A 15,555-nucleotide genomic window follows, 5' to 3' on the forward strand; every position below is an offset into this window, starting at 1 on the left:
CCCCGGGATATTTATAAACGAAAGACGACATGAGCGCGTTTCTGGGGGTTGAACAATCGTTGACCGCGCGGCGGTGGATCGGACCTGACGACGCCCTGATCCGCCGGGCTGAGGGCTTGGCGCAATCCGCGCAGCTGCCTTTGCCAGTGGCGCGGATTCTGGCGGAGCGCGGGATCGAGGCTGACGGGGCACCCGGCTTTCTCAATCCGCGGCTGCGTGATCTGCTGCCTGATCCGCTGTCGCTGCGCGACATGGCTGTGGCGGCGGAACGGTTGGTGGCCGCTCTGGATCAGCGTATCGCGATATTTGCGGATTATGACGTCGATGGTGGGGCTTCGGCGGCGCTGCTGCTGGACTGGTTGCGGGCACAGGGTCGCGATGCGACGCTGTATATTCCTGACCGCATCGACGAGGGCTATGGCCCGAATGCGCCTGCTATCGCCGGGCTGGCGACGGCGCATGATCTGATTGTCTGTGTCGATTGCGGAACGCTGTCGCATGATGCGCTGGCGGCGGCACAAGGGCTGGCGGATGTCATCGTACTGGATCACCATCTGGGCGGTGAAACGCTGCCCCCTGCCCTTGCGGTGGTGAACCCGAACCGCGCGGATGAATCCGGCGATCTGGGCTATCTCTGTGCTGCTGGCGTGGTGTTTTTGACGCTGGTGCAGGCAGGCCGGGTGCTGCGCACGCAGGGCCGGGCCGAGGTGCCGTTGATCCAGATGCTGGATCTGGTCGCGCTGGCGACCGTTGCCGATGTGGCGCCGTTGGTCGGGGTGAACCGCGCCTTTGTGCGCACCGGGCTGGAGGTGATGGCCCGCCGCGCCCGCCCCGGATTGCGCGCCTTGGCCGATGTGGCGCGGCTGGACGGGCCGCCAAGTGCCTTTCATCTGGGATTTCTGCTTGGCCCCCGCATCAATGCCGGGGGGCGCGTGGGGCGGGCCGATCTGGGGGCGCGCGCACTGGCCGCGACCGATGACGCCACCGCCGACCGGCTGGCCGCGCAGCTTGACGATCTGAACCGTGACCGCCGCGCCATCGAGGCCGAAGTGCGGCAAGCCGCATTGGCGCAGGTCGAGGCGCGGGGGGACAGCCGGCTGGCGTGGGCGGCAGGCGCGGGCTGGCACCCCGGCGTCGTCGGCATCGTTGCAGCCCGCGTGAAAGAGGCAACCAATCTGCCCTCGGTCGTCATCGGCATCGAAGGCGGCATCGGCAAGGGCAGCGCGCGTTCGGTGCCTGGCGTTGATCTGGGCCGCGCGGTGCAGCGACTGGCGGCCGAGGGGCTGATCCTCAAGGGGGGCGGGCATATGATGGCGGCGGGCCTGACCGTCGCCGAAGAGGCGATCCCCGCCGCCATGGCCCGGCTGGCCGATCTGATCACCGCCGATCTGAACGCCCGCAGCGGTGCGGGCGATCTGCGCATTTCCAGCCTGATCGAACCCGCCGCCGCCACGCCCGAGCTGATGCGGCTGATCGCCGATGCCGGACCATTCGGGCAGGCGGCCGCCGCGCCGCGCTTTGCCTTTGCCGATCAGTTGATCGACAGTGCTGGCCAGATGGGCGACGGACACCTCCGCCTGTCGTTTCGTGCCCCCGGCGGCCCCTCGCTGGAGGCGGTGGGCTGGGGCGCGATGAACGGCCCGCTTGGCCCGGCGCTGATCGGGGCCAAGGGCCGCCGGTTTCACCTTGCGGGCAGGTTGGAACTGACCACCTGGAACGGGCGCGAACGGGTGCGGCTGCGGCTGGATGACGCAGCCCCGGTCTGATGACGCCCACATGCCTTGCTTGCCTGAATACCGTGATCCGGGGCTGGCCCCTCGCAGCCGACCCCGCTAACCTGTCCCCAAACGGCACAGGAGGATTGCATGAAACTGACCTGGCTTGGCCATTCCGGCTTTCGTCTTGAAATCGAACAGGCGGTGATCCTGATCGACCCGTGGCTGACCGGCAATCCGCTGTTCCCACAGGATCAACGCGATCAGGCGCTGAGCGGTGCCACCCATATTCTGATAACCCACGGCCATGGCGATCACACCGGCGACACGCTGGCCATCGCCAAGGAGCGGGGCATTCCCGTCGTCGGCATCTATGACCTGATAAGCCACTGGGAAAAAACCGCCGGGATCGAGGGCGTGGGCTTTAACAAGGGCGGCACGGTCGATCTGGGCGGGGCCAAGGTGACGATGGTGAACGCGGCGCATTCCAGTTCACTGGACGGGCCGGACGGGCCGATCTACGCAGGCCACGAATCGGGCTATATGATCGCGGGCGAGGGGCGTGTGATCTATGTCAGCGGCGATACCGACATCATGGCCGATATGGCGTGGATGGGCGAATATCACCAGCCCGACATCGGTATCCTGTGCGCCGGGGGACATTTTACCATGGACATGGCACGCGCGGCGTGGGCAGCAAAGAAATATTTTGATTTCAAGACTGTGGTCCCCTGCCATTACAAAACCTTCCCGCTGCTGGCGCAATCGGCGCAGCCGTTAGTGGACGCACTGCCCGGCGTGAAGGTGCTGACCCCCGACGTGATGGAGACTGTGACCCTGTGAGCGGCTGGCAGAGTTTTGATGCGCCCGAGGCAGGGCAAAACCGATCTGCCCGGCTGGCGGCGCTGCGGGCACAAATGGCTGATGCCGGGCTGGATGCCTTTATCGTGCCGCGCGCCGATGCGCATCAGGGCGAATATGTCGCCCCCTCGGATGCACGGCTGGCATGGCTGACCGGGTTCACCGGCAGCGCGGGCTTTGCCATCGTCACGACGGATACGGCGGGCGTGTTCATCGACGGTCGCTATCGCGTGCAGGTCCGGGCCGAGGTGGACGCCGCCGATTATGCTCCGGTCAACTGGCCCGAAACCAGGCCCGCCGACTGGCTGCGGCAGGCGCTGCCCGGCGGCGGGCGCGTGGGCTTTGATCCGTGGCTGCACACCCGTGCCGAAATCGAGGCGCTGGAGCAGGGCCTGACCGGCACGGGCATTGGCCTGATCGCCACGGAGCGCAACCTCGTCGATGCGATCTGGCCCGACCGCCCTGCCCCACCTGTCGGCCCCGCGCGGATTCATGATGACTCGCTGGCGGGTGAAAGCGCGGCAACCCGCCGCGCGCGCCTTGCCGAAACCCTGCGCGACGCGGGTCAAACGGCGGCATTGCTGACGCTGCCCGATTCGATCTCGTGGCTGCTGAATATCCGCGGCAGCGATATTCCCCGCAATCCGGTGGTGCAATCCTTTGCGGTGGTGTCCGACGGTGGTCATGTCGCGCTGTTCGCCGACGCGGGCAAATTCGACGACGCGCTGCGAACGCATCTGGGCAATCAGGTGAGCATCCTGCCCCCCGACGCGCTGACCGCCGCGCTGCGCGACCTGCCCGGCCCGGTGCGCCTTGACCCACAGACCGCCCCCGAGGCCGCCTTTCGCATCCTGACCGAAGCCGGGACCGAGATCGCCCGCGATCGCGACCCCGCCATCCTGCCCAAAGCGCGCAAGACCGCCGCCGAACTGTCCGGCATGGCCGCCGCGCACCGCCGCGATGGGGCAGCAATAGTGCGGCTGCTGGCGTGGCTGGATGCACAAGACCCGGCCAAACTGACCGAAATCGACGTGGTGCAGCGGCTGGAACAGGAACGCCGGGCCGAAGGCGCGCTGGACATCAGCTTTGATACCATCTGCGGCGCGGGGCCGAACGGCGCGATCATCCACTATCGCGTAACCGAGGCCACCAACCGCGCCCTGTCCGCCGATCAGATCCTGCTGCTGGATTCGGGCGGTCAATATGCCGACGGCACCACCGACATCACCCGCACGGTCAGCCTTGGCGCCGCGCCCGATGCGGCGCGTGCACCCTATACCGCCGTGCTGCGTGGCCTGATCGCGATCAGCCGCGCCCGCTTTCCCAAGGGCGTGGCGGGTGCGCATATCGACGCTTTGGCGCGGCAATTCCTATGGGCACAGGGGCTGGACTACGATCACGGCACCGGCCACGGCGTCGGCGCGGCGCTGTGTGTCCACGAAGGCCCGGTGCGGATCAGCCGCATCAGCACCCTGCCGCTGGAACCCGGCATGATCCTGTCAAACGAACCCGGCTATTATCGCGAGGGCGCATTCGGCATCCGGCTGGAAAACCTGATCGCCGTCACCCCCACCCAAGCCGAACCGGGGCGCGAGATGCTGGGTTTTGACACGCTGACGCTGTGCCCCTTTGACCGCCGCCTGATCGACAGCGACGGGATGTCGTCCGAGGAAATCGACTGGCTGGACGCCTATCATCTGCACGTTCGTAAAGAACTGTTGCCTCTGCTGGATGGCACCGCCCGCGACTGGCTGATCGGGCAGACCAGCCCGCTGACCTAGGCAGGCATCTTTGGCCTGCAAATCATAGGATGAGGCGGATCGGAAAAAAGTCCAGCGGGCCTTTTCCCGCCGAAGGGGGATGTGGAATCCTCCGATCCGGTGGATCAATCGCAAGCCGCCAGAACCTCATCGCGCAGGGCGGCGATCTCATCCCGTGCTGGCCCCGCGCCGGCCCGCTCGATCGCACCGAGACCCAGCCCCAGCGTCTCGGCATAGGCAACGCGGTTGGCAAGTTGCGCACCCGCCACCGTCGCCCCCAGTTCGACCGTCTTTTCAGCTACTTCCGCCCCAAGCCGGGTGTTCGGGCGGGTGCGGTTCAACACCACCAGCACCGGCGCCTTTTCACGTCGGGCCAGATCCAGCACACCTTCGGTTGCCCACAGATCGACATGACTTGACGCAACCGGCACCAGCACCAGATCGGCCACGCGCAGCGCCGGGCGCAGATCGCTGTCGATCTTGGGCGGAGTGTCAATGATGACGAAATCGAAACGCTTTTTCAGCTTGTCCGATTCATAAGACGCCCCCCAGGCCGACGAGGTGGAAAACTCCAGATCGTCATCCTCGCCCACGCGCCCCAGCCGTTCGATGAACCAGCGCCCCATGCTGCCTTGCGGATCGGTGTCGATCAGCGCGACACGATAGCCCGCCTGCCGCAGCGCGATTGCCAGATTGACAGCAACCGTCGTCTTGCCCGAACCGCCCTTTTGCTGAGCCACGGTGATAATGCGTCCGGCCATATGTCCCCCCTTATATCGCAGTGCAGCATAACCCCGCGCGTCGTGTTGAAAAGGGCCAATCCTGCCTTAACTGCGATAGACCTCGGCCACCTCGTACATCACCGGCTCAAAACTTTTGCACATGCCGTGAATAACGCGGTTCCGTTCGCGCATTTCGGGGGTGCGCAGCATGGCCTGATAATCCTTGCGGTCGCGCCATTGCGAATAGGTGGCGATGCGGGTCTGCGCGTCGTTCAGATGCACCGCGGCAGACATAAAGCCGGGCTGCTTGCTGATGACATTGGTCCAGGCATCCGTCAGCAGTTCCAGCACATCCTGCGCGGTGCCGGGTGTCACGTCAAATGTTGCGATGACGGTCTGCCCATTGAAATCCTTGCGAATATCTGGCATCTCTGGCCTCCTCAAGCTGGGTTTCCCGATCAGATTAGGCCAATTCTCACACGGCGAAAAGCACGATGACCGGGAACGCCACCAACAGCGCCACCCGGATCAGATCGGCCAGCACGAACCAGACAACGCGCACATAGGTAGCCGCAACCGGCGTATCCGGTGCCATCGCAGCCAGCACGAACAGGTTCATCCCGACCGGCGGGCTGATAAGACCGACCTCGACCACGACCAGCACCAGAATACCGAACCAGATCGCGGTCTGTTCCGGCGTCAACCCGAAATCCAGCGCCATGACCACCGGAAAAAAGATCGGGACGGTCAGCAAAATCATGGACATACTGTCCATCAGCATCCCCAGCAGCACATAGACGGCAAGGATCAGCACCAGCACCGCCAGCGGCGGCAACCCGGCGACGATAACCCAGCCCGACAGGGTTTGCGGCACCTGCGCCAGCGCCAGAAAGCCGTTGAACACCGCCGCGCCCAGAATGATAAAAAACACCATGCCCGAGCCTTCGGCAGTGCGCATCAGCGCCTCGCCCAGTCCGCGCCAGTTCAGCCGCCGCGATGCCAGCGCGATCAGCCCGGTCGCCGCCGCCCCGATGGCCGCGCCCTCGGTCGGGGTAAACCAGCCGCCGTAAATACCGAAAACCACCAGGAAAAATACCGCCAGAACCGGCCAGACCCCGGCCAGCGCGCGCCAGCGCCCCCGCCAGGGCACGCGCGGCGCGGTTCCACCTTCGATCGGGCGGGCGACCAGATACAGGCGGATCACCAGCATATAAAACAGCGCCGCCAGAATGCCGGGGACGAAGGCGGCCAGAAACAGCTTGCCGATATTCTGCTCGGTCAGGATCGCATACAGCACCAGCACGACCGAGGGCGGGATCAGGATACCCAGCGTGCCGCCCGCCGCAATGATGGCAGTGGACAGCCCGCCCGACCAGCCTGCCCGGCGCAACTCAGGCAAGGCGACCTGCCCCATGGTCGCGGCGGTGGCCAGCGACGATCCGCAAATGGCCCCAAAGCCCGCGCAGGCCCCGATGGCAGCCATCCCCAGCCCGCCGCGCCGGTGCCCGACAAAGGCACCTGCTGCACGAAACAGCGCCTCGCTCATCCCGCCGCGAGTGGCAAACTGGCCCATCAGCAGAAACATCGGAATGATCGACAAGGAATAGCTGGAAAATGTTGAAAAGGTTTCGGTTTTCATCCGCGCCAGCATCATCGCCGGGCTGCCGGTGGCCAGCCACAGCCCACCCGCACCGCAGATGAACATCGCCAGCCCGACGGGGGCGCGCAGCAGGATCAGCACCAAAAGCGCGGGAAAGGACCACAGGCCAAGCTCAAAATTGCTCATGCCGCACGCCCCCGTGCGGCCATCCATAGACCTGTCAGCGCCGCCGCGGCCAGCCCCGCCACACAGGCCGCAAAGGCCCACCACACCGGAATATGCAGCAGAAAGGTGGTTTCGGCGTTCAACCGCTTGGTCAGCATCCCGTCCCACATCCGCCAGGCCAGAAACGCCATACAGGCCGCGATGGCCGCATCCCAGAACCGATCCAGCCCGCGCGCGAACCGCCCGCCCAGCAAATCGACGCGTGCATGAGCCGCCGCCAGATGACACCATGGCAGAAAGGCGCAGATGGCAATCGCGCTCCCCAATTCGATCAGCTCATAGTCGCCGCGTATCGGGCGCAACCGGCTGAACCACGCGGGCAGATCAGCCATCGTGGAAACCGTCAGCCCCGCGCGCGCCAGCACCGACACGCAGGTGACAGCCACCAGCGCCAGCAGGATCGCCCCCCCTGTCAGCGCGCTGATACGGGCCAGTAAAACGACGATCCTGTTCACGGCATCACAGATTCCACGCCCGGTGCGCCAAAGCCCTGCGCCTCGGCCTCTGCAATGGCGGCGCGTGCCTGCGCGACCAATGCCGCACCGTCAAATCCACGCGCCGCAGCGGCCCATTCAGCGATGACCTGATCGCCAAGCGCGTGCCACGGTTCGATCTGATCGGCACCGACAGTCAGAATGGTGCCGCCCGACGCAAGGGTTTCCGCACGCTGCGGTTGGTCGGCATTTTGCTGGATCGCACCGGCATGACGGCTGAATGCTGCGCCCGACGCGGCGTCAATCACCGCCTTCAGATCGTCAGGCAGCCGGTCGTAAACTCCTTTGTTCATCACCAGCATCAGAACGGCATTATAGATGGCCGGACCTTCAAACTCGGTATGATTTTTGACGAATTCCTGCACGCGGACAGATGACGTCACCTCCCACGGCAACAGCGCGCCGTCGATCACACCTTTGGACAACGCCTCGGGCACAGCAGGGGCGGGCATTCCGACAGGCGCGGCACCGGCCTTTTCCAGCAGCATCGAGGCCGCGCGCGACGGTGCCCGCAGCTTTAACCCTGCCATATCCGACAGATCTGCAACGGGGCGTGCCGAATGGATCACACCCGGCCCATGGACCCAGATACCCAGCGGATGCAGGTTACGGAAATCACTGTCCCGCCAGCCCTGCGCCAGATTCCACAGCGCCGCCGAAGTCGCCCCTGCATCGCGCGAAATAAAAGGCAGTTCCGCCACTTCGGTATGCGGAAAACGACCGGGGGTATAGCCCGGCAGCGTCCAGACCACATCGGCAACACCATCCGTCACCTGATCGACCAGATCCGCAGGCCGCCCGCCAAGCGCCATCGAGGGATAACGCTCTACCTTGATCCGCCCACCAGATTCCGCCTCGATCCGGTCGGCCCAAGGAGTCAGGATCTGCGCCGGGACAAAGCTGTTTTCCGGCAGGAAATAATGCAACCGCAACGTGATTTCCTGCGCGGTGGCAACCAGCGGTGCCAGCATCATGACAACGGCGGCAATCATGCGGCGTAGCAGGGTCATCCGGGTCTCCTTTTTCGCGATTTATGTTGCGTGCCGCAGGCATTGTCCACGCCCTGCAAAGATGCAACCTGACAGCAACAGGTTAAGGAATCACCCATGATCGCGGTTTTTGACGGCCATAACGACTTTCTGCAACGCGCCGTCGCCGTGCCGGATGCCGCGGCGCTGTGGATGAATGGCGACGGCACCGGCCATCTGGACCTGCCGCGCGCACGAAGGGGTGGCTTCGCCGGCGGTTTCTTTGCCATCTGGATTCCGGTCGAGGATGGGCCAAACGATCCCGCCACCGCACAGACGATGGAAAACCCGCCGTTTTCCATGCCTTTGCCGCCGCCCGTCCCCTATGGCGTGGCGCTGCCTCATGCGATGGCGCAGGCCTCGGCGCTGATGGCCATGGCGCGCAGCGGCACGCTGGAGATCGTGCGCAGCGTGGCCGAGATTCGCCGCGCCATCGCCATCGGGCGCATCGCCGCCATCCTGCATATGGAGGGCGCCGAGGCGCTGGACACCCCGGATGCACTGTATCTGTGGCATGCGATGGGGTTGCGCTCGCTGGGTCCAGTGTGGTCGCGGCCGACGCGATACGGGCATGGGGTGCCCTTCGCCTTTCCGGCCTCGCCCGATATTGGCGCAGGGCTGACACAGGCGGGGCGGGATCTGGTGCGAGTCGCGAATAGGCTGCGGATCATGCTGGATCTGTCGCATCTGAACGAGGCAGGTTTCTGGGACGTGGCCCGCCTGTCAGACGCGCCGCTGGTCGCCAGCCACAGCTGCGCCCATGCGATCAGCGCCAGCGCGCGCAACCTGACCGACCGCCAGCTGGACGCCATCGCCGACAGCGGCGGCCTTGTCGGGCTGAACTTCGCGGTCAGTTTTCTGCGCGAGGACGGGCGGCGTCTGGCGTTCAAGGGCTTTGACCCGATGCTGCGCCATCTGGATCATCTGCTGGACCGGCTGGGCGAGGCGGGCGTGGCGCTCGGGTCTGATTTTGACGGCGCGCTGGTGCCGCAGGATCTGGCTTCAGTTGATCAGCTGCCGGGGCTGATCGCCGCGATGCGCGCGCATGGTTATGACGACGCACTGATCCGCAAGATCGCGCTGGACAATTGGTTATCGGTGTTGGAACGAACCTGGGGTGGCTAAGGCCTGGCACCCCGAGGCATTTCAGCAAGCACGAAACCCGTTAATATCCCGCATCAGACAGGATGCGCGCAGCTTCGTCGCGACAAGAGGTCAACTTGCCGCGATCCTCGCCGGGGTGAAAGCGGGCACGAACAGCCGTCGCCATCGGTGCCGGCTCCGCCACGATCACGCGCGGCCCCAGCCGGGCGGTTTCCGCCGCCCAACTGCGGGCCAGTGCGATCTGACCGGCTTTGGTCGCACCATAATTGCCGTAATAGGCCTGTCCGGCATGCGGATCGTCAAAGAACATGGCCGTCCCGTTGCGCAGACGCAGCAAGGGTTCGATCAGCGACATCAGCCCGCGTGTGGCATCCAGATTGGTGGCGACGGCCTTGGCCCAATCCTTGGGGTCAAGCTGCGCAGCCAGCGACAGCGGCGCGGCGTGGATGGCGCAATGCACCCACAGGTCCAACCCGCCCCAGCGGTCCAGCGTGGCCTTGCTCAGTTGTAACATCGCCTCGGGGACGGTGACATCCATAGGGGCAAGGGTCGCACTGCCCCCGGCGGTGCGGATGCGGTCATCCAGTTCTTCCAGCGCGCCGGTGGTGCGGGCGACAGCCAGAATGTGCCAGCCTTTCGCCCCCAAAGCCTCGGCCATGGCGGCACCAAGGCCGCGCGATGCCCCGGTCACAAGGGCGATTTTCTGTTCGGGATCTTTACTCATACTCTGCCCTTGCCACCCGTCGCGCCCACCCGCAAGAGGCAAACGCCGTCAAAAGACGGCCCACACGCTGCGGCTATTCAGCGCAAGAGCAGCGTCCCAAGATCATCGCCGCGCCCCGCTTTGTCTTTCGTTCAATAAATATCCCGGGGGTCCGGGGGCTGGCCCCCGGCCTTGGGGCACGACACGGACATAAAAAGCCCCCAACATGCGGGGGCTTTTCCAATTGTTCACGCGGTTCAACGCGCGTCCACATCCACATAATCGCGACGATCCGAGCCGATATACAGCTGGCGTGGGCGACCGATCTTGTTCTGCGGGTCGCCGATCATCTCTTTCCACTGCGAGATCCAGCCGACGGTGCGCGACAGCGCAAAGATCGGCGTGAACATGCTGGTCGGGAAGCCCATCGCCTCAAGGATGATGCCGGAATAGAAATCGACGTTCGGATACAGCTTTTTCGAAACGAAATAGTCGTCTTCCAACGCGATCCGTTCCAGTTCCTTGGCGACTTGCAGCGTCGGGTTGTTGTGAACCCCCAGCAAGTCCAGAACCTCGTCGGCGGATTCCTTCATCACCTTGGCGCGCGGGTCAAAGTTCTTATAGACACGGTGGCCAAAGCCCATCAGGCGGAACGGATCGTCTTTGTCCTTGGCCTTGGCGATATATTCCGGGATGCGGTCCACGGTTCCGATTTCGCGCAGCATTTCCAGGCAAGCCTGGTTCGCGCCTCCATGAGCCGGTCCCCACAGACAGGCGATACCCGCCGCGATACAGGCAAAGGGGTTCGCACCCGACGACCCGGCCAGACGCACGGTCGAGGTCGAGGCGTTCTGTTCGTGATCGGCGTGCAGCGTGAAGATGCGGTCCATCGCGCGGGCCAGCGCCGGGTCCACATGATAGGGTTCTGCCGGGACCGAAAAGCACATGTGCAAGAAGTTACTGGCGTAATCCAGTTCATTCTTGGGATACACGAACGGCTGGCCGATCGAATATTTATAGGCCATCGCCGCAATCGTCGGCACCTTGGCGATCAGCCGCATCGAGGCGATCTCGCGCTGCCACGGGTCGCTGATGTCGGTCGAATCATGGTAAAAGGCCGACATCGCACCGACGACACCGACCATGGTTGCCATCGGGTGACTGTCGCGGCGGAACCCGCGGAAGAAATAGTGCATCTGTTCATGCACCATCGTGTGACGGGTGATACGGGTTTCGAAATCCTCCATCTGCGCACGGTTCGGCAATTCGCCGTGCAGCAGCAGATAGCAGACCTCAAGATAATGCGATTTTTCGGCCAGTTGTTCGATGGGATAGCCGCGATACCACAGCTCGCCCTTGTCGCCATCAATATAGGTGATCGTCGAATCACAGCTTGCCGTCGAGGTGAAACCGGGATCGTAGGTAAAAACGTCCGCCTGACCATAGAGTTTGCGAATATCCAGAACGTCCGGGCCTGCGGTCGGACGCAGGCGCGGCAGTTCATAGTCGTTGCCATCAATGGTCAACGTGGCGGGCTTCGGGTCTGCCATGTTGCGACTTCCTTTCTGCTGGGGCAGCCCGACCGCAGTCGCGGGGGCTGCAAAATAGGGGGCCGTTCAGGCCCGGTCGAATTGATCCCGCAGCCGGGCCACAGTTTCATCGCGGCCAAGTGCAATCATCATATCAAACACGCTGGGGGTCGAGGTTCGTCCCGCCAAGGCAGCCCGCAGCGGGGCTGCAATCTTGCCAAGTCCGATGCCGCTTTCCTCGGCCAAGGCTTTCGCGGCCTCCTCCAGATCGCTCCGGTTCCAGCTACCATGCTGCACTGCGGCAGTCAATGTTTTCAGCATACCACGGGATACCGAATCCAACGTATTTGAGGCTTTTTCGTCGGGAATTACCGGCCTGTCGATCAGCGCGAAACGCGCCTGTTCCAGCAGCGCGGGCAGCGTGCGGGCCTTTTCCTTCAGCACCGGCAGGGCCGCCTGAACCCGCGCGCGATGCACCCCGGTCAGCGCCTCGCCGCCGGTTTCGGCGATGAAATCGTCCAGCGCGGCCATCAGCGCGGCATCATCCATCTGCCCGATGTGCCAGCCGCTGACATGTTCCAGCTTTTTGAAATCCAGCCGCGCGGGCGCGCGTCCGATCCCCGACAGGTCGAACCAGTCCCGCGCCTGGGCATCGGTGAACAATTCGTCGTCGCCGTGGCTCCAGCCCAGTCGGGCCAGATAATTCCGCATCGCCGCCGGCGGATAGCCAAGTGCGGCGAATTCATGCAACCCGACCGCGCCGTGGCGTTTCGACAGCTTTTTGCCATCCTCGCCATGGATCAGCGGGATATGTGCGAAAACCGGCAGATCCCATCCCATCGCCTCATAGATCTGGATCTGCCGCGCCGTGTTGGTCAGGTGATCGTCACCGCGGATGATATGGGTCACACCCATGTCATGATCGTCCACCACTACCGCCAGCATATAGGTCGGCGTGCCGTCGCTGCGCAGCAGGATCATATCGTCAAGCTGCTGATTTTGCACTGTTACATCACCCTGAACGGCATCATGCGTGACCGTCTGCCCTTCGCGCGGGGCACGCAGGCGGATGGCATGGGGAGCATCCGGGTGGTCGGTGCGGTCGCGCCATGGGCTAAGGAACGGCTGGTTCGGATTCGCCTCGCGCCATGCCGCAATCTCTTCGGGCGTGGAAAAGCACTTATAGGCCCGCCCGGCGTCCAGCATCGCCCGCGCCACCTCGGCATGACGGTCCTTGCGAGCGAACTGGCTGAGCGGTTCGCCGTCCCAGTCCAGCCCCAGCCAGCGCAGCCCTTTCAAAATCGCCTCGGTCGCCTCGGGGGTGGAACGGGCGCGGTCGGTATCCTCGATCCGCAGCAGAAACTGACCGCCGCGCGCGCGGGCGAACAGCCAGTTGAACAGCGCCGTCCGCGCGCCGCCGATATGCAGATAGCCCGTCGGCGAAGGGGCAAAGCGGGTGACAACGGGGGCATCGGTCATGGCGGGTCTTTCAGTCGGATGTGGCAGGGGCGTTAACGCTTTTGAAAGGATCGTCGTGCCATCTTGCACAGCAGAGGTAAAGTCCCGGTTAAGAAAGGACAAGAATGGCCACTCTGGCCGATCCCCCTGCCCCGCCGCAAACCCGCGCCAACCGGCTGCGGGCGGTGGTCGCACAGCAGGTGCGGGTGCCCGACCGGCGCGACACGCCGCAGCCCCCCCGGCCAGCCGCCGCCACGCGGGCCGGGTTGCTGCCGTGGGTGCCGGTGCTGCTGTCGGTTGGCATCGCCATCTGGCTGACCGCGCCGGTGCAGCATGCGGCGATCTGGGTCGCGGTGGCGCTGACCGGCACGGCCGGGCTGGCGCTTGCCTGGCGCGCGCCGCATTGGGCCGATGCCGGGCGGCTTGGCTGGACGGCGGCGGAATGGCTGCGTCACACGGGTCTGGCGACGGCACTGATCGCGGCGGGGCTGGGGCTGTCGGGGCTGCGCGCCCATATGACCGCCGCCCCGGTGCTCGAATTCCGCTATTACGGCCCGGTTGAGGGGCGGGTGGTCATGGTGGACCGCTCTGGCCGCGACCGGATGCGACTGACGCTGGATCAGGTGGTGCTGCGCGATATGTCGCCCCTGCGCACCCCGGTCAAAGTGCGGCTGTCGCTGATGGATCAGGCCACCGACAACCTGCCTGCGCCGGGGCAAAGGGTGATGCTGACGGGTCATCTGGGGCCACCGCCCGGCCCGGCCAGCCCCTACAGCTTTGATTTCCGACTGATGGCATGGTTCGAACAGATCGGCGCCGTCGGCTATGCCCGCACGCCGGTAATGACCGTCACCCCGCCCGAGGGGGGCATCTGGGCCATGCACCGCGTCCGCATGGACCTGTCGCGCGCGATGCAGGACCGCATCGGCGGACAGGCTGGCGCGGTCGCGGCGGCGCTGATGACCGGCGACCGATCCGGCATCCACGAGGCCACGAATGAGGTGATGCGCGCCTCGAACCTGTATCACATCATCTCGATTTCCGGGCTGCATATGGGGATGCTGGCCGGGTTCGTTTATGCGGCGATGCGCATTCCTTTGGCAGCAGCCGCAGGGGCGGGGCTGCGCCTGCGCTGGCCGGGGCACAAGATCGCCGCATTGGCGGCGCTGATCGCGGCCGCGATCTATCTGTGGTTGTCGGGCGGTGGCGTCGCGACCGAGCGTTCCTTTCTGATGGTGGCGGTGATGCTGAGCGCGATTCTGGCGGACCGGCGGGCGATCTCGCTGCGCACCATCGCGGTTTCGGCCGTCCTGATCCTGATCTACAGTCCCGAATCGGTCGCCTCGCCGGGCTTTCAGATGAGCTTTGGCGCCACCTTGGCGCTGATCCTGATGGCCGGGCCGTGGGCGCGGTTCGCGCAGCGCCTGCCGCCGATCTCTCGCGGACCGCTGATGCTGCTGGCGACCTCGCTGGTGGCCAGCTTTGTCACTTCGCCCATGGCGGCGGCACATTTCAACCGGATGGCGCATTACGGGCTGATCGCCAACCTGCTGGCGGTGCCGGTCATGGGCACGCTGGTCATGCCAGCCGGGGTGATTGCCGCGCTGCTGGCTCCGCTGGGGTTGGCGGGGCCTGCGCTGTGGGTGATGGGGGTCGGCACCGAATGGATGCTGATCGTGGCCGAGCAGGTCGCCGCGCTGCGGGGGGCCGTAACGGGGCTGCCGCTGCCGCCGTTCTGGGTAATGCCGGTCATGTGCTTTGGTGGCTGCCTGTGCGTGCTGTCGTGGCGGCGCGGCCATATGCGCCGGCGCGGCGCGGCGCTGACAGGGTTTGCCACCGGGCTGATGCTGATCGCTGCGGGCACAATCGGCTGGGCCATGGTCCAGCGCCCGCTACTGCTGATCGCACCCGAAGGCGAGGCCGTGGGCCTGATGACCCCGGCGGGCCGCGCCATGTCAAAACCCTCGGGCGGGGCGTTTGTCGTTGGCAACTGGCTGACCGAGGATGGCGACATCGCCACACAGGAACAATCCGCCGCCCGCCCGGCATGGCGGGGCGACCGCCGTGACCGCGTGGCCGACCTGCCCGGCGGCGTCTGGCAGGTCTGGCACTTCACCGGCAAAGGGGCAGACGAACGCGCCCTGCCCGAGTGTCAGCCGAACCGCATTCTGGTGGTCGCCGCGCCGATCAGCCCGCCCCCGGAACGCCCTGTCTGCCTGCTGATTCACCAGGGCAGCCTGCGCAAAACCGGATCTTTGGCGATCAACCTTGGCCCGGACGGCGCGCCAGTTATCGTCAGCGCCGCCGAAACCGGCGCGCGCTATCCATGGGCGGCGCGCTGAGCCGCGCGCCGCAT

General features: G+C 65.2%; 13 protein-coding genes. 5 read left to right on the forward strand and 8 right to left on the reverse strand.

Features of this window, described 5'->3' with window-relative positions:
- Positions 1–29: 29 nt before the first annotated feature.
- The 3 genes from recJ to Q4G22_RS01045 all read left to right on the forward strand — a co-directional run bounded on the left by recJ (position 30) and on the right by Q4G22_RS01045 (position 4,357).
- Positions 30–1,766: a single-stranded-DNA-specific exonuclease RecJ gene (gene recJ / locus Q4G22_RS01035; RefSeq protein ID WP_303384037.1), complete on the forward strand. Its 1,737-nt coding sequence runs from the start codon at positions 30–32 to the stop codon at positions 1,764–1,766.
- Between the two features lie 99 nt (positions 1,767–1,865).
- The gene (locus Q4G22_RS01040) at positions 1,866–2,558 is read left to right on the forward strand and encodes a metal-dependent hydrolase (RefSeq protein ID WP_303384038.1); all 693 of its coding nucleotides are present in this window, start codon (positions 1,866–1,868) and stop codon (positions 2,556–2,558) included.
- On the forward strand, positions 2,555–4,357 hold the full coding sequence (locus Q4G22_RS01045; RefSeq protein ID WP_303384039.1) for an aminopeptidase P family protein: 1,803 nt from the start codon (positions 2,555–2,557) through the stop codon (positions 4,355–4,357). The genes Q4G22_RS01040 and Q4G22_RS01045 overlap by 4 nt, the downstream gene beginning before the upstream one ends.
- 104 nt (positions 4,358–4,461) lie before the next feature.
- On the opposite strand, the gene parA is transcribed toward Q4G22_RS01045, so the two are convergent.
- The 5 genes from parA to Q4G22_RS01070 all read right to left on the reverse strand — a co-directional run bounded on the left by parA (position 4,462) and on the right by Q4G22_RS01070 (position 8,387).
- Positions 4,462–5,097, reverse strand: a complete 636-nt coding sequence (gene parA / locus Q4G22_RS01050) for a ParA family partition ATPase (RefSeq protein WP_303384040.1) — start codon at positions 5,095–5,097, stop codon at positions 4,462–4,464.
- A gap of 66 nt (positions 5,098–5,163) precedes the next feature.
- The gene (locus tag Q4G22_RS01055) at positions 5,164–5,487 is read right to left on the reverse strand and encodes an antibiotic biosynthesis monooxygenase family protein (protein WP_303384041.1); all 324 of its coding nucleotides are present in this window, start codon (positions 5,485–5,487) and stop codon (positions 5,164–5,166) included.
- A 46-nt stretch (positions 5,488–5,533) separates the two neighbouring features.
- A complete protein-coding gene (locus tag Q4G22_RS01060) occupies positions 5,534–6,844 on the reverse strand; it encodes a TRAP transporter large permease (protein ID WP_303384042.1) in 1,311 nt (436 codons plus the stop codon).
- Positions 6,841–7,338, reverse strand: a complete 498-nt coding sequence (locus tag Q4G22_RS01065) for a TRAP transporter small permease (RefSeq protein WP_303384043.1) — start codon at positions 7,336–7,338, stop codon at positions 6,841–6,843. The genes Q4G22_RS01060 and Q4G22_RS01065 overlap by 4 nt, the downstream gene beginning before the upstream one ends.
- Positions 7,335–8,387, reverse strand: coding sequence for a TRAP transporter substrate-binding protein (locus tag Q4G22_RS01070; protein WP_303384044.1), 1,053 nt, complete (start codon positions 8,385–8,387; stop codon positions 7,335–7,337). The genes Q4G22_RS01065 and Q4G22_RS01070 overlap by 4 nt, the downstream gene beginning before the upstream one ends.
- A gap of 96 nt (positions 8,388–8,483) precedes the next feature.
- On the opposite strand from Q4G22_RS01070, the gene Q4G22_RS01075 reads away from it, so the two are divergent.
- Positions 8,484–9,530, forward strand: a complete 1,047-nt coding sequence (locus tag Q4G22_RS01075) for a dipeptidase (protein WP_303384045.1) — start codon at positions 8,484–8,486, stop codon at positions 9,528–9,530.
- A 40-nt stretch (positions 9,531–9,570) separates the two neighbouring features.
- Here the strand turns inward: Q4G22_RS01075 and Q4G22_RS01080 are convergent, their stop codons facing one another.
- From Q4G22_RS01080 to gltX, 3 genes are all read right to left on the reverse strand, one after another.
- Entirely contained in the window at positions 9,571–10,233 is a 663-nt protein-coding gene (locus tag Q4G22_RS01080; RefSeq protein WP_303384046.1) for an SDR family oxidoreductase, read from the reverse strand.
- 236 nt (positions 10,234–10,469) lie between these two features.
- Positions 10,470–11,762, reverse strand: a complete 1,293-nt coding sequence (gltA, locus tag Q4G22_RS01085) for a citrate synthase (RefSeq protein WP_303384047.1) — start codon at positions 11,760–11,762, stop codon at positions 10,470–10,472.
- 66 nt (positions 11,763–11,828) lie between these two features.
- Positions 11,829–13,220, reverse strand: a complete 1,392-nt coding sequence (gene gltX / locus Q4G22_RS01090) for a glutamate--tRNA ligase (RefSeq protein ID WP_303384048.1) — start codon at positions 13,218–13,220, stop codon at positions 11,829–11,831.
- Between the two features lie 104 nt (positions 13,221–13,324).
- Here gltX and Q4G22_RS01095 point away from each other — a divergent pair, with 104 nt between their 5' ends.
- Complete coding sequence (locus Q4G22_RS01095; protein ID WP_303384049.1) at positions 13,325–15,541, forward strand: ComEC/Rec2 family competence protein; 2,217 nt, start codon at positions 13,325–13,327, stop codon at positions 15,539–15,541.
- The last annotated feature ends 14 nt before the right edge of the window (positions 15,542–15,555 follow it).

The sequence above is a fragment of the Paracoccus sp. (in: a-proteobacteria) genome (assembly GCF_030538655.1).
Lineage (GTDB): Bacteria > Pseudomonadota > Alphaproteobacteria > Rhodobacterales > Rhodobacteraceae > Paracoccus.